The sequence below is a fragment of the Micromonospora sp. MGP-C2 genome (assembly GCF_057766525.1).
Map to the genome: position 1 here is coordinate 6,920,498 of NZ_JBYMEN010000002.1, position 20,381 is coordinate 6,940,878.

General features: G+C 67.0%; 15 protein-coding genes and 2 pseudogenes. 4 read left to right on the top strand and 13 right to left on the bottom strand.

Annotation, left to right across the window (positions count from 1 at the left end; all coding sequences use genetic code 11):
- Positions 1-1,112: 1,112 nt before the first annotated feature.
- From AC3CF1_RS31750 to AC3CF1_RS31760, 3 genes are read right to left on the bottom strand one after another with little or no spacing between them, the layout of a single operon-like run.
- Positions 1,113-3,593: an ABC transporter permease gene (locus tag AC3CF1_RS31750; protein WP_488451908.1), complete on the bottom strand. Its 2,481-nt coding sequence runs from the start codon at positions 3,591-3,593 to the stop codon at positions 1,113-1,115.
- A complete protein-coding gene (locus AC3CF1_RS31755) occupies positions 3,587-4,324 on the bottom strand; it encodes an ABC transporter ATP-binding protein (protein ID WP_488451909.1) in 738 nt (245 codons plus the stop codon). The genes AC3CF1_RS31750 and AC3CF1_RS31755 overlap by 7 nt, the downstream gene beginning before the upstream one ends.
- Before the next feature lie 3 nt (positions 4,325-4,327).
- Positions 4,328-5,146: a BTAD domain-containing putative transcriptional regulator gene (locus AC3CF1_RS31760; RefSeq protein WP_488451910.1), complete on the bottom strand. Its 819-nt coding sequence runs from the start codon at positions 5,144-5,146 to the stop codon at positions 4,328-4,330.
- A gap of 414 nt (positions 5,147-5,560) precedes the next feature.
- On the opposite strand from AC3CF1_RS31760, the gene AC3CF1_RS31765 reads away from it, so the two are divergent.
- Positions 5,561-6,208, top strand: coding sequence for a DUF6000 family protein (locus tag AC3CF1_RS31765; protein WP_406084821.1), 648 nt, complete (start codon positions 5,561-5,563; stop codon positions 6,206-6,208).
- 200 nt (positions 6,209-6,408) lie between these two features.
- Here the strand turns inward: AC3CF1_RS31765 and AC3CF1_RS31770 are convergent, their stop codons facing one another.
- The 3 genes and pseudogenes from AC3CF1_RS31770 to AC3CF1_RS31780 all read right to left on the bottom strand — a co-directional run bounded on the left by AC3CF1_RS31770 (position 6,409) and on the right by AC3CF1_RS31780 (position 9,519).
- The gene (locus tag AC3CF1_RS31770; protein WP_488451911.1) at positions 6,409-6,684 is read right to left on the bottom strand and encodes a hypothetical protein; all 276 of its coding nucleotides are present in this window, start codon (positions 6,682-6,684) and stop codon (positions 6,409-6,411) included.
- Between the two features lie 325 nt (positions 6,685-7,009).
- Positions 7,010-7,784 (bottom strand): annotated as a pseudogene (locus tag AC3CF1_RS31775) (IS5 family transposase).
- Positions 7,785-7,854: 70 nt separating this feature from the next.
- Entirely contained in the window at positions 7,855-9,519 is a 1,665-nt protein-coding gene (locus AC3CF1_RS31780; protein WP_488451912.1) for a hypothetical protein, read from the bottom strand.
- A 320-nt stretch (positions 9,520-9,839) separates the two neighbouring features.
- Between AC3CF1_RS31780 and AC3CF1_RS31785 the strand changes: the two genes are divergently transcribed.
- Positions 9,840-10,679, top strand: coding sequence for a transposase family protein (locus AC3CF1_RS31785; RefSeq protein WP_488451913.1), 840 nt, complete (start codon positions 9,840-9,842; stop codon positions 10,677-10,679).
- Here the strand turns inward: AC3CF1_RS31785 and AC3CF1_RS31790 are convergent.
- Positions 10,621-10,878 (bottom strand): transcriptional regulator, encoded by a 258-nt coding sequence (locus tag AC3CF1_RS31790; protein WP_088947582.1) that lies wholly within the window; start codon positions 10,876-10,878, stop codon positions 10,621-10,623. The genes AC3CF1_RS31785 and AC3CF1_RS31790 overlap by 59 nt on opposite strands.
- Positions 10,879-10,976: 98 nt before the next feature.
- On the opposite strand from AC3CF1_RS31790, the gene AC3CF1_RS31795 reads away from it, so the two are divergent.
- Positions 10,977-11,573: a hypothetical protein gene (locus tag AC3CF1_RS31795; RefSeq protein ID WP_354982695.1), complete on the top strand. Its 597-nt coding sequence runs from the start codon at positions 10,977-10,979 to the stop codon at positions 11,571-11,573.
- Between the two features lie 12 nt (positions 11,574-11,585).
- On the opposite strand, the gene AC3CF1_RS31800 is transcribed toward AC3CF1_RS31795, so the two are convergent.
- From AC3CF1_RS31800 to AC3CF1_RS31815, 4 genes are all read right to left on the bottom strand, one after another.
- A complete protein-coding gene (locus AC3CF1_RS31800; protein WP_488451914.1) occupies positions 11,586-12,335 on the bottom strand; it encodes a hypothetical protein in 750 nt (249 codons plus the stop codon).
- Between the two features lie 42 nt (positions 12,336-12,377).
- Positions 12,378-12,695 carry a hypothetical protein gene (locus tag AC3CF1_RS31805; RefSeq protein WP_488451915.1) on the bottom strand — a complete coding sequence of 106 codons (318 nt, stop codon included), beginning with the start codon at positions 12,693-12,695 and terminating at the stop codon, positions 12,378-12,380.
- A 9-nt stretch (positions 12,696-12,704) separates the two neighbouring features.
- On the bottom strand, positions 12,705-13,361 hold the full coding sequence (locus tag AC3CF1_RS31810) for a hypothetical protein (RefSeq protein WP_488451917.1): 657 nt from the start codon (positions 13,359-13,361) through the stop codon (positions 12,705-12,707).
- A 428-nt stretch (positions 13,362-13,789) separates the two neighbouring features.
- Entirely contained in the window at positions 13,790-16,309 is a 2,520-nt protein-coding gene (locus AC3CF1_RS31815) for a S8 family serine peptidase (RefSeq protein ID WP_488451919.1), read from the bottom strand.
- A gap of 583 nt (positions 16,310-16,892) precedes the next feature.
- Here AC3CF1_RS31815 and AC3CF1_RS31820 point away from each other — a divergent pair.
- Positions 16,893-17,097: pseudogene (locus AC3CF1_RS31820) on the top strand (transposase); the annotation flags it as partial.
- 43 nt (positions 17,098-17,140) lie between these two features.
- On the opposite strand, the gene AC3CF1_RS31825 reads toward AC3CF1_RS31820, so the two are convergent.
- The gene (locus tag AC3CF1_RS31825; protein ID WP_488451920.1) at positions 17,141-18,892 is read right to left on the bottom strand and encodes a glycoside hydrolase family 2 protein; all 1,752 of its coding nucleotides are present in this window, start codon (positions 18,890-18,892) and stop codon (positions 17,141-17,143) included.
- Positions 18,889-20,229 carry an MFS transporter gene (locus AC3CF1_RS31830; protein ID WP_231927335.1) on the bottom strand — a complete coding sequence of 447 codons (1,341 nt, stop codon included), beginning with the start codon at positions 20,227-20,229 and terminating at the stop codon, positions 18,889-18,891. The genes AC3CF1_RS31825 and AC3CF1_RS31830 overlap by 4 nt, the downstream gene beginning before the upstream one ends.
- Positions 20,230-20,381 lie beyond the last annotated feature (152 nt).

Below are 20,381 nucleotides of genomic sequence, written 5' to 3' on the forward strand. Positions count from 1 at the left end.
CGTCGGTTCGAATCCGGCCGTCCCGACCGGTTGACCTGGAAGGATGAAGATCCTTCAGGTGTCGGCGGTAACATCCGGTAAAGGATGATCTTCGTTGGCGGTAACCGCGTGGATGGTTGGCTGCTGATCTGTTCGCTGTTAACCGCTCTGACCTGCCGCTTCATCTACGTCCTGGATGAAGCGGCATTTGGTCTCTTGATTCCGCGTCAAGCGCTGCAGATGTTGCTGACTGTCGCTACGTCGGCTGTTCCGACGAGCCTGGATGCGAGCAGGAGCGTCGGCGCTCCCTGGTCCTGGTCTTCTCGAGTTGATCGGTGGACAGTGGAGCGACTTGTCATCGCGCCGACAGTCGGTGGAGAGGTCGACGTTGGGTTGGCTCGGGCGACTACATGCTGAGCAGTTCGATGAGCGCGGCGTCGGCTTGGACAAGGATCGGCGGGCCGTGCAGCGGTGTGGCCAGGACCGTCGGCAGTGGTCGAGTTCGACGTAGACCACGTCGCCCGTGATCGTGGCGTCCTTGAGGGCAGCGAACCGGTCTGCGGCGTCTGAGCACTGCTCAGCTGGACGCAGCGCCGTCAGCGTCCGTTCGATGGCCGCGCGCCGGTGCTGTGGCAGGAGTAGCGCGTACTCGAAGGTCCCGGCTGGTTGGTGCGTGCCCTGCTGCTGTGTCGGCACCCGGTACACGCACAGACGCACCTGGGACGGGAGCCCGCAGTAGGCCGCCACGTCGCCGGCGGGCACCGCCGTGACCGCGTGCTGCGGATCGGCTGGTGGTCGACCACGGCGACCTAGATGCCGGTGGCGCGGGTCGCGTGGGCTTCGGGCGCGAAGGTCGTCGGGCCGGCGTGGCCGTAGGGGGTTCGCGGGGACCAGCAGCATCATCTCGGGCCAACCCTGCACGCGCCGCGTCGCGGTGGCGATGGCGGAGCCTTCCGCCTGAGCCGTTGCGCGGCGGCTGCGCGACGTGCCCCCAGACATCCCGGCCGCACCCGGCGGGACTGTCTGGGGGCACTGCTGCTTCGGGCCGCCGGGAGCCCGCAACAGGGAAATGGGCTCCCGGCGGGACCGACCCGATGCGGTCGGTGCCGGGCCCGGTCAGGGTCGGGCGGCGCTCACTCGCGGGCTCCGGCCAGCTCCACCGGGCGGGTGCGCAGCGCGCCGACGGCGGGCAGCACGGAGGCGACCACGGCGACCACCACGCACGCCCCCAGCGTCGCCGCGAGCGTCTGCCAGGGCAGCACCACGCTGGACCATACCGACAGGGCGGCCAGCGAGCCCCAAATGCCCAGGACGTTGACCGCCGTCACGATCGCGCCCAGCACCGCGCCGACCACCACGACGGTCATCGCCTCCACGGCGACGAGGATGAGGATCTGCCGCTTCGTCGCACCGGCGAGGCGCAGCACCGCGAGGTCGCGTACCCGGTCTGAGGTGGCCATCACCATGGTGTTGCCCAGCGCGATGCCGGTGTAGATCAGCGCGATGCCGAGCACCACCAGGTAGCCGACGCGGGTCTGGCGGCTGTTGCTCGGGTACTCCGACTGGATCCACTCCGCCCGGGTCTGCACATCCGCGCCGGTGGGCTCCAGGGCGGCCCGGACCGCCGCGGTCCCAGCGCTCGCGTCGGCGCCTGCGGCCCAGGTGACCTCCAGCCGGTCCGGAGCGACCCCGGGAGCGTTGCGCGGGGTCACGTACACGCCGTTGTTGCCGGTGCCGGCGGCGATCACGGCCGCGATCCGCAGCGACTTCTTGGTGCCGTCGCCGAGCCACACGTCGACCTGCTCGCCGACGGTGTGCTGCGCCCACTCCTTGTTGACGACGATGCTGCTGTCGTCGAGGTCGGCGATGTCGCCGGCCTGCACCGGCAGGTTGCGCGCTGTGGTGAGCTCGCGCGGGTCGACGGCCTGCGCGTCCGAGCGGATCAGCGCCGTGCCCTCCTCGAGGTTGTAGACGGCGGTGGCGGCGCTGGCCGTCACCGTGGCTCCGGGCACCTGGCGGACCTGCGCCACCGTCTGGGCGGCGAAACCCCCGGCGGCGTCGTCGGCCTGCAGGATCAGGTCGGCGCGGGTCTGCTCCCGGATCTCGTTGGCCTTCGCCTCGTTGATGGTCGCCGTCGCACCCAGCAGCGAGCCGGCCAGCGCCACGGTCACCAGCACGGGCGCCGCGATCGCCGCGGTGCGCCGGACACCGGCGGCCGCGTTCTCGCGCACCAGCATGCCGGTGGCGCCGGGCAACTGGGCCGGGAGCGACGCGAGCAGCCGGATCAGCGGCCGCACGAGGATCGGCGCGAGCAGCGCCACCGCGGTGATCAACAGCATCGGCTGGGTGGTGTACGTCTTGCGGTGCAGCGCCTCGCCCGGGTCGACGAGCAGCCGCCAGACGAGCATGCCGAGCCCGGTGGCGAGCAGGCCGGCACCGAAGACCCAGCGCCCCAGCGTCATGGCCCTGGTGTCCACCGAGGCCTCCCGCAGCGCCTCGACGGGACGGATGCGCCCCGCCCGCACCGTGGCGACCGTGACCCCGCACAGCGCGACGAGCAGCCCGGTCCAGAACGCCACGTGGTACGGCCAGGTGTACGCCCCGATGGTGAACCACGGGGGTGCGAGCTGTTCGTCGACGAGCAGGCTCGCGAGCCACGGGGCGCCGTACGAGCCCAGCACACACCCGGCGACGGAGGCGAGCACGCCCACCATCACCGCCTCCATGAACATCATCGAACGCACCTGCCGCGGGGTGGCGCCGGCGGTGCGCATCAGCCCGATCTCGCGGCGCCGCTGGGCGACGGCGAAGGCGAAGGTGGACGCCACCACGAAGACGGACACGAACGTGGTGACGCCGCCCGCGGTGCCCAGCAGGGCGTTCATGGCGACGAGGGCGTCGCGGTCGCGGTTGGGCTCCGGGTCGGCCTTGTGCCGGTCGCTGCCGGTGAGCACCTGGACGTCCGAGCCGGCACCGACCACCGTACGCACCATCTCGGGCGCTGCCTGCACGACCAGGTTGTCGATGCGCGGTGAAAGTTTGGCGGCCTCCGCGTCGGTGAAGAAGATGGGCTCCTCGAAGCGGGCTGGCGCGACCACGCCGACGACCGTACGCGTGCTCATCCCTGCCGGGGTGCAAACCGGCACCGCCTTGCGGACCAGGGACGCGTCGCCGGAGAGCACCACCTCGGCGGGCTTGCGGGGTTCGTGCCCGGCGGTCAGCCGGTATCCGCCGAACGCGGCGATCGACCACGGGTGCCCGACCAGGCCGTCGTCGCCGCCGCCGGGTCCGGCCACGCGTACGGGGAACGACCTGTCGGCGACCGTGGGGGCCTTCGCGGCGAGCGCCTTGGCGACCTCGGGCGCGACGCCACGCGGCTGGGCGAGGGGCTGGGTGCGGTCACCGATCGGCGACGGCACTCGCAGCTCGTCGGCGCCGCGCACCACGACCGGTGCGCCGGCGAAGCGCTCGGGCTTCTGGTCGGGGGCGTCGAGGGTCGACGCGAGCCCGAGGCCCATCGTGGCGATCAGCGCCACGCCCAGCGCCAGCGCGACGAACGTGCCGACGAGCGTCACCCAGCGGGTCCGCAGGGTGCTGAGGGTCACGGTCAGCACGCGATGGTCTCCATCTGGGTCATCCGGGCGGCGACGGCCTCGGCCGTGGGCGCCTCGAGCTCGCCGTTGAGGCGCCCGTCGGCGAGGAAGACGACGCGGTCGGCGTACGACGCGGCGACCGGGTCGTGGGTGACCATCACGATCGTCTGCCGCTGCTCGTCCGCCATGGCCCGCAGCATCGTCAGGACCTCGCGGCTGGTGGTGGAGTCCAGCGCGCCGGTGGGCTCGTCGCCGAAGAGCACCTCGGGCTGGGTGATCAGCGCCCGGGCGATCGCGACGCGCTGCTGCTGGCCGCCGGACATCTCGCCCGGCCGGTGCTTGGCCCGGCCCGCGAGCCCGACCTGGGCCAGCACGTCCTGCACCTGCGAGCGGCCGGGCCGGCGCCCGGCCAGCCGCAACGGCAGCGCCACGTTCTGCTCGGCGGTCAGCGCTGGCAGGAGGTTGAAGGACTGGAACACGAAGCCGATGCGCTCGCGGCGCAGCAGCGTCAGCTTCGTCTCGTTCAGTGTCGTCAGGTCCGTCTCGCCGAGCAGCACCGAGCCGGAGGTCGGGCGGTCGAGGCCGGCCGCGCACTGCAGCAGCGTCGACTTGCCCGATCCGGAGGGGCCCATGACGGCGGTGAAGGTGCCCTCGGTGACGGACAGGGAGAGGTCGTTCAATGCGGTCACCGCTCCGTCGCCCGCGCCATAGGTGCGGGTGACGGAGCGGAGCCGGATCGCGTCACGGGTCATGGTTCAACCTTGGTGTACGGCGAGGCTGCGCACAGCCCCGTGGGAGCGAGTCTTTGCGGTAGCGCTAGTGATACCGGGAAGGGGCACCGGTGTCGGGAGACGCTGGCGCCCCTTCGTGGGTGGAACGGTCAGACCGTGACGAGCGCGGACTCTCGGCTCAGGGCCGGCCTGCGCTCCCGGGTCCATGCCGAGCTCGTCCGCGAGCCGGTGGCGCCCCTGGTGGAAGATCTGCAGCACCTCCGCCTGCCGTCCGTTGTGGCACAACGCCGTCATCAGCTCGGCGACGAACTCGCGGTGCCGGCCGAGCAGGAGATCGGCCTCCACCCTGTTCTCCACCGCGGCGGTCCGCAGCTCCTCCAGGCGAGGCAGCTCCACCGCGGCCATGTGTTCCGGGTCCGTTCGATGACTCAGCGGCGAGGGTGCACGACGAAGCCGCGCTGGCCGGCGGGTTTGCGGACGATCTCGATGGTGGTGCGCAGCAGGCTGCGGGTTCAGTCGAAAGGCGGCCTGCGAAGCCGGAGTCGGCGAAGACGTGCCGGATGGGGGTCGCTGCGGGCATGGGCCACGCGCCATCGGCGTTTTTTGGTGGTGATCCCAGCCCGTCCGCAAAGACAGCTTTGTCCTAGGATGCTTGCGGGGAGTGCGGTCTACGACAGGGCTGCGCGGACTCGATGACAGGGACGGCTCTTGACCAGCCACCGTAACGAGTCCGGTAACGAATCGAGGTTCGCCGCGTGGAGTGGTTGGCATGAGCCAGTAGAGGGTGGCACGAAGGCATGCCATTCTGTCCGCAACTGCGGATCTATCGAACGCTTCCGGCATGCCGTGACAGAATCGTTGTAAAACTGGGGGTCAAGGGGTCGTCGGTTCGAATCCGGCCGTCCCGACGCAGGTCAGAGGCCATCCGAATTCTTCCGGGTGGCCATTTCTGATCTTGTACAGCAGCGAAGTACAGCAACGGCTCATTGATCGAGGCTTTCGCCGAGTCTCCGCAGGGCTTCGCGGGTGGTCTTGGATGAGACCTGGCTGTAAATCTCCATCGTGATCGAGAAGTCCGCGTGCCTGAGGAGACGGCGCAAGGATTCTCTCAAGACGAGGGTCCGGGGAATAACCCAGTCCTTCGAATTCCCATGGCCTCGGTCGATCCATCCAGGATGATTGTCGCTGGGAATAAGGGATTGCAAGAGTATGAGATTCTCATTGCAGGTACTGTCAATGGTTGTGAGGTAAGCTGCAATGGTGGGCCGTTCCGGAAGTCGTGACAAGAATGGTTGTTGGTGGAGTGAGACAAGTGAGCCATCCGACGTCTTCCTCCGGTATTGCGTGCCCGGCGGAAGGTATAAGAAGCTCATCGGCGGAAACTTTATCCGGACTCTAGTTGGCCAGGCGTTGCCGGACTTCGGTCAAGCGCTAGCTCGCGATGCCCGTTCTATTTCGATCGACGAGCTGTCTGAGCTAATGCAAGGGGACTGGCGTGAGCGATTGACTGGTGGCTGGCTTGCCGGGTTCTCCCAGAGAGAAGAGCTGCGCGACGAGATTTCTGCGCTGTTGCTTGCGGGAGGTGAGCCGTATGCGGCGAAAGGTTACGTGTTCGCACTTGCCCGGTTCGGATCTGCTGCGGATGGCTTGGCTCTGCGTCGATACCTGGACAAGTACCTGCATGACGCGGAATTCCGCGCAGACCAACCATACGCGATGGGTGCGCTTCTCTTTGTTGACCGTCGACTAGGGACCGATTTTGCCTCTGGATTGCTTGATCCGGAGGGAGCGTGGGTGCGATGGGCTTCAGTGGCTGAAGGGTCGCGCCCGAACGAGCAGGACAAGCGTGTCGAGATAGAAGCTTGGTGCGACTTCGCTGATGCTTGTATGCGGGGTGGAAGCTGAATCCTTTGCCGTGGCGCGCGCTACGGCCGGTCACGAGGGCAGGCTGCCGAGCAAAGCCTCGATAGTCGTCAATGCACTGGTCGTATTCAGATCGGCCGGCTCACCCTGATGCTGCCCCGGTGTCTGCCGATTGTCGTGAGGGAGTGGGCACGTGCCTTCGACGAATGCGCCGTCGGGCGCGGGAGCACGGCTCGGCGCAGCTATCCGCTTGGCGGGACATCGCTGGCGGATCGCCAGTTGGTGAACAGCTCGGCAAGTCTGGTCTTGGTTTGATCGGTGAGGATCTTGGTGGCGTCTTCTCCGAGTGGTTTCAGGGCGTGGTGTCGTACTGCGGGGTGTTGTGCTGGTGCGGGGCAGATGAATACGGCGAGGATCCGTAGTGCGCGCAGGGCTTCTTCGTTTGAGATGAGGTCGAGCAGCGGTGCGCCCGCGAACGCTGCGGCCTGGATGCCGTGCCACGCCTTGTCGACGATCAAGCCGATGAACAGCTTCGGTGACGTGCGGCCGGTCGGCCTGCAGTGCCGAACCCAGGATGAGGGCTTTGACCTTGTTGGGGATGCTGTCGAAGCCTCGTCGGGTCATCTCGATCGCCTGGACCAGGCCGATGAAGAGGTCGCACCAGACGTGGTTGGTGAGGTCGCGCTTCACGCTGGTGGCGTCCGGAGTGGCATGGTGGAGTTCCGTGACGATCTCCCGCCAGGCTGCGCGCGTCATTTCCTCGGCAAGCGCTGTCACCTCCTCAGCTGGCGTCGGGTAGGGCTCGCCGTCTTCGGGCCCTGCGGGCGGCGACGGGGCGGCAAGCTAGTCCGCGATGTCGACGCGGGCGAGGTCGGTGGTGATTTCCTGGTTGCGGCGGGTTTGCTCCAGGCGCCGCAGGCGATGCTCTGTCCAGGCCAGTTTGCTCTCGAACCGCTTCCGTCCCCCGTGACGGATCAGGTAGTCCTGGTCGACGGCGTGCGCCAGATGCAGGTGGGCCGGGTTGCCGGTCCGGAGGTCAGCGAGGCGGCGGCGTCGGTAGTAGTCGTAGTCGTAGCCCCGGTCGGCGTAGATCCGCTCGTGTCGTTGCCGGGTCGGCCGCGGATGCCCTTGATCGGTGGGATCTTGTCGACCAGGGGCAGGAGTTGGGTGACGTCGTGGCGGTTGCCGCCGGTCAGTGTGACGGCGAGGGGGATGCGTGTCGGTGATGACGTGGTGTTCGAGCCTGGCTTGCGGCGGTCGACCAGGCTCGGACCGGTTTTGGGCCGTCTTTGAGCGCCCGGATGTGGGAGTCGTCGATCACCGCCCTCGACATGTCCAGCTGATCGGTGGCCCGCAGCTTTTCGAGCAGGATCTCGTGCAGTCGTTGCCATGTGCCAGCATCGTTCCAGTACCGCCACCTGCGCCAGCAGGTCTTCCCCAAAGCCGAACTCCAACTCCTGGGACAGGAACCTTCACGGAATCGCAGTGTGAAGCATGAACAGGATTCCGCACAACACTCTGCGGTCGTCGAGGCGCTTACGCCGGGGAACCGGTGCCGGCGTGGTGGTCCGGGTGGCAACAGTGGTTCGGTCTCGGCCCAGAGTTCGTCCGAGACGATCCACGGCGGCTGCTCACCCCTCCTCACGTTCAGACAGCACGATCCCCGTGTCCCGAGGACACGCCCAACATCACTTCGTGTTGGTGTCGATGGTGTAGACCACGTCCGACCCGACGTCGTGGCGGGTGATGCCGGGTACGTCGGTGATGTTAAGCAGTGGTTCGTATGGGGTGCCTTGGAGTCGGTTGCGGAGCAGGACGACGCTGCGGATGCCGAGCTGGTGCAACCGATCCAAGGCCGGCTCGCTGGGGAAGGTCGCCATAACGTCGCGGATCGCCTGACGGTTGGGTGTGGTGTAGCTGGCCGCACCGTTGACCATGGCGGGAAAACCGTCGGTCGACCAAAGTAGGACGTGGAGGTCGACGCTGTCGTCGGACGGCAAGACCATGATCGGAGCGTGCGCGGAGGCTAGCGCCATCGCGGCTGGTTTGGCTGGGGTTTGGGGGTGGTTCAGGTCAGGAAGGCCCTCAGCTAGCACGAGGACCAGCAACGGAACGGTCAGTAGCCGTGCCGCTCCCACCGACCATTTCGGCTTGGCGCCCCTGCGAGCCACGTCGGCCAGGTGGGTAACCAGGCCGGCCGCGAGAATGGCCAGGCAGAGAGTGGGCCACAAGATCAACCGGCCTGGTGTACGGGATCCATCGAACCCGGGCACGTAAAGATAGAGCAGGCGGTAGATCGGCCCGTTCGTGCCCAGCGCGAACAACACTCCGACGACCGCCCCAAACAGCAGCAGAAGCCGTTGCGCCGGTGACCAGCGGGATAGGAACAGGCCGGCGAAGGCCAGTGCATACAGTGCATACCCGCATAGCAGCACTTTCTCAGTCGGTATGCCACCAAGAGCGGTGCGGGCGTCGTTGTGCAGGGTGCCCCAGGGCAGCGAGGACTGCGGCGCCACGAGAAGTCCGCGCAGTGTCGGGGAGAAGTACGCGACGTAGTCCCAGTCCCGGGTGACATGTGGGTTGAGCTCGCGCACGTGTTGGTACGCGTACGCGAAGTATCCGGTCACTGCGGTGAAGACCAGCCCGCCGATCAGATCACCGACGATCAGCCGGAGGCCAAGGCGTGGGCGGTGGATCAGCCAGGCTATCAGTGTGATCAGGCAGAGGGCGGCGAGGACGTAAACGAATCCCAGCCCCACGCCGAAGCCTAGGCTGACCTGCCAGGCCGCGACGAGCCAGCCAGCGAACGCCCATCCCGGCCGGACTCGTTCGGCAAGGTAGCCGCGTGTGAACGAGAGTCCGTGGCCGCGCGCCAGCATCGCCAGGGCCAGAGTGATACCACCGGTGGAGAGAATATTCAGATGGCCGTCGTGGCCGTAGCGCCAAGGCGCGTAGGCGAGGGCGGCCCCGGCTACTGCGGCGGCGACCTTATTCGCGCCAAGTTGGCGCAGGAGCGCGTAGCCGCCGAGGAAGGCGAGCGCGAAAGCCAGCACGAACAGGATGTTGTAGCGCAGCACGGCGCCGACTACACCGTTGCCTATCAGCCCTGCCGGGGCATAGCCGAGCAGGCTGTCGTTCAGGGCTAGGCCGTACTTGTCGGGATAAAAAGCGTTGGTATCCCACAGGCCACGCAGACCGTTGGTAAGTGCGTGGCCACCCCATCCCACCAGCCATGCTTGGGCCGTGGGGTCACCCACGTCACCGACGATGGTGTGGGCTGGGTCGGCGATCGGCACAGTCTTGGCGCCGGCAGTCACCACGCGAACCGCGTACGGCGGAATCAGCCAGATCATCGCGACAGCGAGGAGTACTGAACCGAGGCCGGCGATGCTCAGTTCCCGCCGATGGGCCCCACGTGTCAGCCAATCCCTCGTGCCTGAACTGGCACGCGCGAGTCGGCCATTTTTTCCAGGCTCGCTGAGAGTGACGGCTGATGTGGGGCCTCCTGCCGGTGGCTCTACCTGCGTCATCACATTGACCCTCACTGTTGAACCGCCGCAGTAAATCATGAGCAGGGCGGCGCATGGAGTCAAGACATCGATCAATGTAGTTCCGGTAGCCGGGCCTTACGCTGTCTATCAAAAGGCGCCTTGTCACGCAGGAGTCGCGATCGGTGCAGCGGCGAATTTTGCCGCTGTCCGAACAGGACACGCCAGGGTTGCTGCGGGCCATCGCCCGGGTTCCGGAGCCACGGGACGCCGGCGGCCGGATCCATCCGCTGCCGGGACTGCTCGCGATCGCGATCGCGGCGGTGGTTTCGGGATCGAGCCGCGTCGTGGAGGCCGTCAAATGGGCCGCCGACCTGCCGGGCGCGGCGTGGCACCGTCTCGGTGCAACCCGCGACGCGTTCACCGTTGCCCGGCGGGTGCCTGACGACAGCACCCTGTCCCGGGTACTGACCGGTATCCACGCCGGCGCCCTCGATGCTGCGGTGTGCCGCTGGCTGCTCAGCCGGGCGGTTCTGACCGGGGCCGGCAGGCGAGTGATCGGGGTCGACGGCAAGACACTGCGCGGCAGTGGGCCGACCGGGGCCCAGGTGCACCTGCTAGCCGCACTGGACCAGGCAGAACAGATCGGCCTGGCGCAGATCAACGTTGCTCAACAGCCCCGCGAACAGTTCAGCGGGAACTCCCGCGGCGATGGCGCCAGCTGGCAGGTCACCGCGGACGAGATGATCGCCGACGTGGTCGCCGAATACACCGAGGCGTGCACTGAGTCCCGGCGGATCGCGGCCCGCTTCGCCCTCGACGACACCGTGCCGCACCATCGACTCGGCTGGGTATCACTGTGCTGGACCTACGTCCACATGATCGAGGAGATGCCGGTTGAGGCTACGGTCCGACGGCGGTCACCTGTTCAGCTGCGTCAGATCCGACAGGGGCCGAAAGCCATCGTCACCGTCTCCGCAGGAAGGCGTAGACGACCTTGTTGGAGGCGAATTCCGAGATGTTGACGAGGTCCCAGCCGAACTGGCCCAGGACCTCGGCGGCAGCAACCGCCTCGCTGACCTTGTCGCCGCCGATGCCGTGATGGGAGACCACGGCCAAGAGGCGATAGGGGTACGTCCGAAGATCGGCTTGGCCTTGCAGGACCGCCCGGGCGGTGACCATGCGGGTCCGGGTGATCTGCTCCGGGGTCTCTGCGGCGGCCATACCCGGCACCATAGTGGCTCGTCGCTCGGGCAGTCTGCCAGCTTCGCAGCCGGTATGTTCGAGACGTGTCTGCGTCGGCCGGTGTTTCTCGTATTATCGTGGCGCTCGTTACGGTGTTCGCCACTGCCGCCTGCGACGGTGCCTCGGCTCCTGCGGGTGCGCCGACCGCCGGGCCGGCCACGAGCAGCGTTGCCCCCACCGCGCCCACCGCCTCGGCTGGCCCCGTCTATCGCGCTCAGGACCTGGAGCTGTGCAAGCGTACTGATCTTCGGCCGTTGGCGGAGCTGTCCCTGACGGTGGCCCGTACCGATCCGAAGCCGCCGCTGGGGCAGCCGGGTGCCGCGTGTCTGTTCGAGATGCGGACGAAGGACGGGCATCAGGCGAACCTGCGGGTGGAGGCGTCCACGCCGGTCAGCGAGCAGGAGGCTCGGCTGCTCTACCGGGCCACGGCGCAGGTGACGGTGATGACTCCAGCCGGCGGCATCACCGGTGTGGGCGACGAGGCCGAAGCCTTCACCAGGCGCTCCGAGCCCGGCTTCAAGTACGCCGAGTACATGGTCCGCGCGCGCACGGGCAACCTGGTGGTGAAGGTCTGGCTGGCCGTCGGTGGAACCTCGTACGCCGCCACCGAAACACTCGCATCGAAGGCGCTGACGTTGCTCAAGGCGACCCAGGCGGCCGTACCCACTGTGTGATGCGCCCGTTGGTCATCCTCGGACGGCCTCGGGCCACCGCCCACCGGGTAGCTTCGAGTGGTCGCCGACCTGCGTGGCGATGTCTCGGATGTTGCCCAGCGCGTCGACGAAGCGCTGGCCGATGGTGAGCAGAATGTCCAGGCCGGCGGTGACCAGGTCTCCGACCGACTCGGCGAGGGTGGAGATGGCCCACGGTAGGTCGATGACGGTTGCCCCTTCGGACGCCGCCTGCGCCAGTTTGCCGACCAGCCCCGTGACGATCTTCGCGAGTTCGACGGCGTAGTCGACGTTCGCCTTGGCGATCGTGAACAGCCACTGGCTGATGAACTCCGACTTGACGACGGACTCGTCGACCGCGGCTTTCTGCTTGAGCGCCTTGGCGTTGTAGGCACTCGCGGCGTCGCCGGTCCACTTGGGCAGGTTCTCATTCGCTGGGTCGGTGGTGACGGAAGAAAGGTCGGAGACCGGGGTCTTCACGTCGTTGACCCAGCGGAAGCTGACCTCGATTAGCGAGAGCACCGGTAGTTGATGCTCCAAGGCCTGCTCGACGCGGTCGAGAACGGCGGTCAGTGCCGTTTTGGTGCTGTCCAGGCTGTGCTTGATCCACAAGAGTGCTGCGGGTCCGAGGAGCCACTTCCACTGCTGTACCTGCTCGACGATCTCGTTGAACTTGGCGATCGCCGTGTCGATGCCGGCGCGGATGTGGTCGAACGCCTTGTTGAACGGTTCCCCGTACTCGAGATCAGTGGTGCCTGGCTGCATGTGGTGCTCCGTGCCCTCTCCGAACGTCGCGCGGTGGGGTCGCTAGGCCTTGTAGATCTTGTTGAGGTCGAGTGAGACGATCTCGTCGGCCCGGTCGTACTCGTCGGCGATGTGCTGCAGGGCCTTGCCAACCTGTTCGAATTCGGTCACCGCCCCATTCAGGACGGCGACCATGAAGGTGTGGAAGTCCCTGTACGCCAGTGAGTGGATGAGGACGTTCGCGTCACCGATGAAGAAGGCCGACGGGTCGAGGTGCAGCTGCTCCGCGGCGACCTTGATGGCAGCGACCCGGTCCGACAGCGTCAGCCACTTACCTCCCTCATCGCGTAGCGAGTCGGTGATGACGTTCAGTTCAGCCATCTCACTGCCTCACGATCCAGTCCGTCCGGCGCTGGCCAGCGCGAATGCGCGGAAGAGGGAACGGGCTTCGAACTGCAACTGATCGGCGTCGGCCCGTGCGATCCACCTGACGTCACCGGTGATGCCGGTGATGCCGCCTCCGCGGATGTGCAATGTCAGGCGGCCGTTGGGGCTCGACATGCTGGACTCGCCCTTCAATCCGGACAGGCGAGTCGCGGCGTCCAGCTCCTCGTCAAGGTCGTGCAGCGTCTGCCAGGTGTCGCGCAGGCACGTGTATTCGTCGATGTCCCGCTCGGGACTCCTGTCGAGCGGCTCCTGTTCCGGCGCTGCGGGACCTTTCTCCTCCGTCTGCAGACGGAGGAGCGCCGCCAATTCGAGGGCAGTCTGCACGGCGGCGACATACGCCTCGAAGAGCGCATCGGCGAACCCGCTGGGGCCGAGCTGGCTGCGCCAGTCGCGAGCGATCGTGACAGCTGAAACCTCTCGCTGGGTGTCGACCATGACCCGGACGGAGCCCGTCTGGTCCGCCCCGGAGCACTCCTCGGGGCGCAGTTCACGTTCCGTCTCGCGCATCACACGATTGGCCTGCTCGCGTAAGGCGGAATCGTCGCCCAGGAAGTCCAGACTCGCCAGCTTGAGGCGTTCGTGCCTGCTGCCCTGCTGCATTCGCCCCCGGCTTCCTGCTCGGTCAACGCTTTCCGTGCTGCGCCCGCCACGGCAAGGTAGGACCACGGTACGTGAATGACCAGGATCCCGGGGACCCCGGCGCTGGGCGGGACGTCTCGCTACGGCGAGGGACAGTGTCGCGCAGAGATGCCCCGGCAAGGCGCGCCTGACGGTGCGCGACCCGCCATGGGCCCGACCCGCGAAACCGCAGCTTACGAGCCGCGACCGAGTATTGGAGTAGGACAGGCGCGGCCGCGTTGACGACGCTGCCACCACTGCGCAAGCGCAAGGGCAGTCGTGGACGAGCGAACAGGCACAGATATTCCTCGAGTCCTACCGCGACGGCAAGAACCACCTCTCACGTTGGGCGAAGACCTGGCCAGCCAGCCTCAGGCGAACCTGAGCCTGGCTGGCCAGGTTACGTGCGGCTAGGCGCCGCCGGACCGTGCGCCGGGCAGCGTCCGCACGGCGGTCAGCGTCACATCGCCGCCCTGGTAGGACACCCTGAACATGTGGTGGCCCGCGTTCAGGACCCGCCGTTCCGGCAGGGAGTGGAAGTTGCCCCTGATCGAGTCGCCGCTCATGATCGTCAGTACCGTGCCGGGAGTGAGGGGCGCGCGAATGTCCAGGGTGAGTTCGCCGTTCAGCACCAGGTCACCCGCGGCCCGCACGCTCGTGTAGTCGTGGTCGCCGGAGATGGTGATGGCGAGGCGACCCGCTCGGCTGACGGTCACGTCGCCGCCGACGTTCAGGACGTTGCCCGGCGCGACGTCGGTCAGAGTGATGGACACCGCTGACGCCGCTTCCCCGGACGACAGGCCGGGCTGCAGCACGCCGCTGTCGACGTCGATGCTGCCTGCCACGAAACCGCTGCCGCCGAGCGTGCCGCCCTTGACGTGGATCGAGCTTGCGTGCGAGCCGGCGATCGAAAGCTTGCCGCCTTCCACCGTCGTGCCGCCCTCGTAGGTGGCGTGGCCCGACATGATCAGCAACCCGGAGCCCTGCTTGGTCAAAGACGCCGTGTAGAGGCTGTTGTCGATGTTGTTCTGAATGAAGGCCGCGCGCGCGTCCATCCATTCCTTACGCCACTTGGTGGCGTCCTCATAGCCAATCTTGTCGTACAGTTCCGGGTGGCCGTTGGTGATGGCTTGGACGTAAGGATCAGCCAGAATACCCTGAAGCAGGAAGGCGTTTTCGCTGAGCTTGCCGTCAGGGCTCAGTACGTTGGGGCTGAATTCACCGGCGAAGGCGATGCCCTGTTTCTTGTAGGCCGCCAGCCACTCCCGATCCTCCCGCTCCCTTTCCTTGATCGCGATCTGGCTGATGTCGTTCGACCAGACGTCCAGGGGCGCCTTGTCCATGTTGTAGGTCATGGGGCCCAGGAGCTGGCCGGGGCCATACATGCCCTTGTCCAGATCGGGGATGCCCCAGCCCCAGCGCGCGTCCGGAACGCCGTCGGGAGCGGTCCAAGCGATGGAAGCCCCGGAGGCAGAGGTTTGTCCGGTGCCGAGGAATCTCACACCGTCGGACATCTTGTTGTTCGCCGTGGTGAACATCAGATCACGGACCTGCTTGGCGTCCATGTTCGGATAGCGGGAGAGCAGAACCCCCATCACCGCTGTCGCAACGGGCGTCGCCGGAGACGTTCCGTTCGAGTTTGAATAGTTGGTGTCGCCACCGCTGTTCGTGGTCCGAACACTGTTCGACGGAGTGGACACGGTCCACCATTTGGCGAGCCCCGCCTCGTTGTACCCGGACTGCTTCGTGTATTCAGGATTGGCCGCAGTGGGCGGCTGCACCCCGCCGACGGATACCCACTGCTTTTCCGCCAGGGGATTGAAGATGGGATACGCCGGGCGAAAATACGGGTTGCTCCAGTCGTTGTTGCCGGCCGACCTTACGTTGACGGTGCCGCTGTCCTTGATAGCGTCCCAGATGGCATCCATGAAGGATCGTCCGGCGTAGCTCGGATTGTATTGGATGCCGTCTTTGGAATAGCTCTTCTTGAAAAGGAAATACTGATACTCCAGATCCTTCAAGTACTCGTTGGGGATAATGGTCGCCATTGCCGTGGCGCTGGCGCTGTCTTTGCCACGCAGTTGGTAGGCGTTGGCGAGGTTGCCATTGACTCCAAGGTCGTTTCCTAGGCCGTCAAAGCGGGTCCTGTCAATGGTCTGGACATACGATCCCCAACTGCTGTTGATGACCTGGGCGCCGGCGTCGACCAGGGCCTTGTTGGCGGTACGCCAGTACACGTAATCGTGGAAGGGGCCGTGGGACTGGGTGTCGGAACCGCCGGTCATGGCGACGTACATCTTCGATCCAAAGGCGATGCCGTGCTGGTCTTTGACATCGCGGATGCCGGAGGTGACCCCAAGCATGCCGGTCCCGTGCCCGTAGTCACTTGTTCTCGCCTGATCACCGGCCACAGTGAACGGCTGGCCTGCAGTAAACGGGTTCGCCGGGGTTGCTGCGTTTCGGTACCCGAAACCGGACGTGCCGTAGACGCCCTCCGCTCTCACCGGAACGATCAGCCCGGTCTGGAATGCTTCGTGTGTAGGCCTGTAGCCCGAATCCATCATGCCCAGCGCGACGCCCTGCCCGCGGTACCCTAGGGCGTAGGCGGTGGACGCGTTCACCGCGACAAGTTGCCATGGGGAATCGACAGCTGCGCCAGGGTTGGAAGGATTATGGCCGGTATAGTAACCATATTCCGGCGTTTCCCAGCTGGCTTTAGCGGCATCTAGTTCCCCTGGCCTCGTGGCGACAAAGCCGGGGTCTCCGGGGTACGCCGGGCCGCCGCCTGCATGGCCAGGGGTCGATGTCGGACCGGCCTTTGGCGATGCCCATGCGAACCCTGCCGGAAACAACGCGATGCTGCCTCCGGCAGCCAAGGCACCTCCCAGCTGACGCAGAAACTGCCGCCGATTCACGAACCTCATGCTCATCTCCGGCTCCTTCCGATGGGTCGATATATCTAACGGACCAGGGCGGCCCGTTGCGTCCCAGGGCCATGGTCTGCCTGCGCTGTTCGGGACAAAATAATGTGCCGTTCTGCCGCTTCTGCCAGGCGGATGTAAACGGCTTTGTTCGGGATCCCGACGGCGGCGCGAGCCGAAGCATGAACGTCGGGTGCCAACTGCTGTTGGGGCCGGCACCGAGGGTGACTTCGACGCCGGGAACGCTTCATGCCAGTGGCAGTGCAGACGGCGCAAGCCCGGTAACCGGCAACAGCCATTGCGAGCCGACGTGGTGCGCGCACCTTTGTGGCGTCAACCGCGATCAGAGGGAACCCCTGCCACGTCAGAACGGCGAACTGGATCGCTCCCACGAGTGGGCCTCCCTGCATGGTCACCAAATTAGACTGCGATAGAACTCCCTCGTCAAGGGGGCAAAAGCTGTCTACCAGAAACGGTTTTTGAGTGACCGCCCATATCGTTCATGTAACTGTTGTGCACTGGGCCACAGGTTACGTCCACGGAAGTGGTGTGCGACTTGTCCGTGATGGGCCTGTTGCGTAGATAAGAGACGGCCGAAGCCGACGCGGTCTGCGGCGTGGGTTGCCGGCAGCGCAGCGACGAGCGGGCCAACTCCCCGTAACGGTTACCGGCAGCGGGAGTGGGACGCCCGGGCCGGGGCGACCGACCGGATTCCGAACTGCGCCAGGGCTCCTACTTCCCGGACTGAGCTGAGTCACCGCCGGCGGGCTGAGCAGGCCTGTAGCGACCTCGTATCTGCTCGGCTGGGCCGAGGAGGCAGGTAACCGCTGGTAGCCCTCGTCAGAGACGTAGCTGCCGGTTGACCTCTGCCACCAGCTCGGCGGGCAGTTTGAGCAGCCGGCGGTCGTAGCTGAGCAGACCGTTCACCTCGTCTTCGACATCGGAGAGTTGGGTGTAGACCGTGGCACTCAGACCTTTGGCGATCGCCGGAGCGATCTGTTCGGCGTGCAGTCGGCGGAAAGCCGCACCGAGCGACGCCGCGTCGCGGAAACGGCGGTAGCCGAACTCGCGATCGGTCGACGTGTGCCCGCTGACGGCAAGGCTGTAGCCGCCGTACTCGGACAACACCAGCACCCGGTGGTCCCGGCCGCGCCGCGGCACCCGGAAGCGGCGGAAGTAGACGTGCAGGCTGCGCAGGTCGCCGCCGCCCTGGTCGTGCCAGCCGCTGGCGTGGTCGACACTGCGGGTCGGGTCCAGTGCGGCGACCTCGGCGGCGATCGCGGCGGCGTCGAACTGACCCCACCCCTCGTTGAACGGCACCCACACGGCGATGCTGACGACGTTGCGCAGCTGCTCGACGGTGTCGTGCAGCTCAGCCCGGAACTGCTCGCGCCCGGCGTCGTCGTCGCGGGCGAACCACCGCCGGCGTCGGTCGGTCAGCCGCAGCGGGCTGACCGCCGGAGCGGTGACCACCAGCGGCCGATACCGGCCACCACCGTTGACCATGTCCTGCCAGACCAGCATGCCGAGACGATCACAGTGGTAGTACCAGCGCGCCGGCTCGATCTTGATGTGCTTGCGGAGCATGGTGAAGCCGAGTTGCTTCATGGTCGCGATGTCGTGGACCAGGGCCTCGTCGGAGGGGGCCGTGTACCAGCCGTCGGACCAGTAGCCCTGGTCGAGGATGCCGGCGTGGAAGTACGGTGCGCCGTTGAGCAGCAGCCGTGGCGTGCCGTCCGGGGCGGGGCCGACACCGAAGGAGCGCATGCCGACGTAACTGCGGACCCGGTCGTCGCCCAGGTCCACAACCACCCCATAGAGGTACGGGTCCTCGGGGCTCCACCGCCGTGCCGCAGGGACCGGAACGCGAACCGGCCGTCCGGCGGATGCCTGCGCCACGCCTACCACGTCGTCGCCGGCCAGGATCGTCACCGTCGCATCGAGGGCGCCCGGGTCGGCGTGCACCGTCACCTCGAGGCAGCCCTCGTCGAGCAGCGGGGTCAGGCTGAGTCGCCGTACGTGCCGCGCGGGCACGCACTCGGCCCAGACGGTCTGCCAGATCCCGGACTGCGGGCTGTACCAGATTCCGCCGCGGCGCAGCCGCTGCTTGCCGCGCGAGTGGTGAGCGGTGTCGGTGTCGTCTCGTACCGCGACGACCAGCGTGTTGTCATCGTCGTGCAACGCACCGGTGATGTCGCAGTGAAACGGCAGGTAGCCGCCGGTATGCCTGCCCACCGGCGTGCCGTTGACAAAAACCTCGCAGGTCTGGTCGACGGCCCCGAAGTGCAACAGCACCCGCGCCGACGGGTCGGGCCGGAAACCGTCGGGCAGTCGTAAGACCCGGCTGTACCACAGTGTCTGGCCCGGTAGCAGTTGCCGGTTGACGCCCGAGAGAGGCGTTTCCGGCGAGAACGGGACGATGATCTCCCCGTCGTACCCCTGCGGCTGTTGGTGGCTGTCGGTGATCGCGTACTGCCAGCGGCCGTTGAGGTTGAGGTAGCTGTCCCGGACCAGCTGCGGGCGGGGATACTCCGGCAACGGCCGGTCCGGGTCGAGCGTCTCGCCCCACGGGGTCAGCAGTGGCCGGATCATCCGCGCGTCGCCGAGTCGTACCGGCGGCGCAACGTCAGCACCGGCACGACGATGAGGGCGAGCACTGCCAGCGCCGCCAGGAAGATGCCCGGCGTCGGCACCTGTTTGACCACGCCGAGGTCGGTGTAGGTCTCACCGGTGCCGTTGATGACCGCCGCGCCGAGGTAGGGCCCGACGACCATCGGCACCAGGATCGCGAAGATCATGCGCAGGCCCTGTACGTGGCCGGCGCGCTCCGGCGGGGAGAAGTCGCGTACCAGCGCCCCGATCGGGGCCAGCACCAGCATGAAGCCGGACATCATCAGCAGTCCGGCAGCGATCACCTGGCCGGTGCCCCGGGCCAGGTACATCGAGAACAGACCGGCCGCGTACACGGCGACGGCGGCCAGCAGGAAACTGACCCGGCCCATCCGGTCGATGAACCGGCCCACGACCACGCTGACGAGGGAGGCGCCGAGCAGCACGACGCCGAGCACGAGGGCGTAGCCGCCGATGTCCAGGTAGCGCTGCAGGTAGATGATCAGATATGGCAGGAAGACCTGGGTCGAGACACCCCAGATCGACCATGCGGCCAGCGCCAGGTAGAGCCGGGGGTTGGCGCGTACGGCAGCCGGGCGCAGCCCGTGCAACATCGAGCCGAGCAGGCGCTCGCCCCGCCGGACGGGCACGGGCTCGTCGCGAACCAGGAACCAGGCCAGCACCCCGACTGCGGCGATGATCCCACCGACGATCAGGAAGAACGTCCGCCACTGGCCGGCGCGGGTGAGGCCGTCGAACCCGCCGAAGACGGCGAGCATGGCCAGTAGCGGCATCGCGGCCAGCACCGACTCCACCCGGCCTCGGTTCGCCGGTCGGGTCACGTCCGTCACCCAGGCCTGGAACGCGGCGTCGTTGGCGCCCGAGCCGAGGAACGACATCAGGCAGTCCAACGCGATCACGGCGAGCAGTGCCAGTAGCACCGCGTCGGCGGCTGGTGCCAGTGCGGCAACACCGTCCACGGTGAGCAGGCCGAATGCCGCGGTGGCGACACCCCACGCGAGGTAGCCGCCCGCGATGAAGGCCCGGCGACGGCCGGACCGGTCGGAAATCGCTCCGATCAGCACGGTGGCCGCCGTCGCGGCCAGCGCACTCGCCGCGACCATGGTGGCGATGGCGGTCGGATCATCGGTGATCGTGTCGTGGACGAACACGTTGAGGTACATGTTCTCGACCGCCCAGGCCAGTTGGCCGACGAAGCCGAGCAGCACCAGTGAGGTCCAGGCGCGTCTGCCGAGCCGCGGGTCACCGGGGCCGGCGGGGGAGAACGTCGCGGGACCGGTGGCGGTGGGTACGGGCACAGCGCACCGTCCTTGCTAGCCGAGCCGGGGGCAGCCCGAAAGTGAGAGAGATTCTACAGATGTCCGTGTCTCGGCTGCGGGTGGTCAGATCACCGAGGTCCACGACGGCCGACTCACCATGCCGGCACTGACGCAGAGGGCGCGCGCGTAGA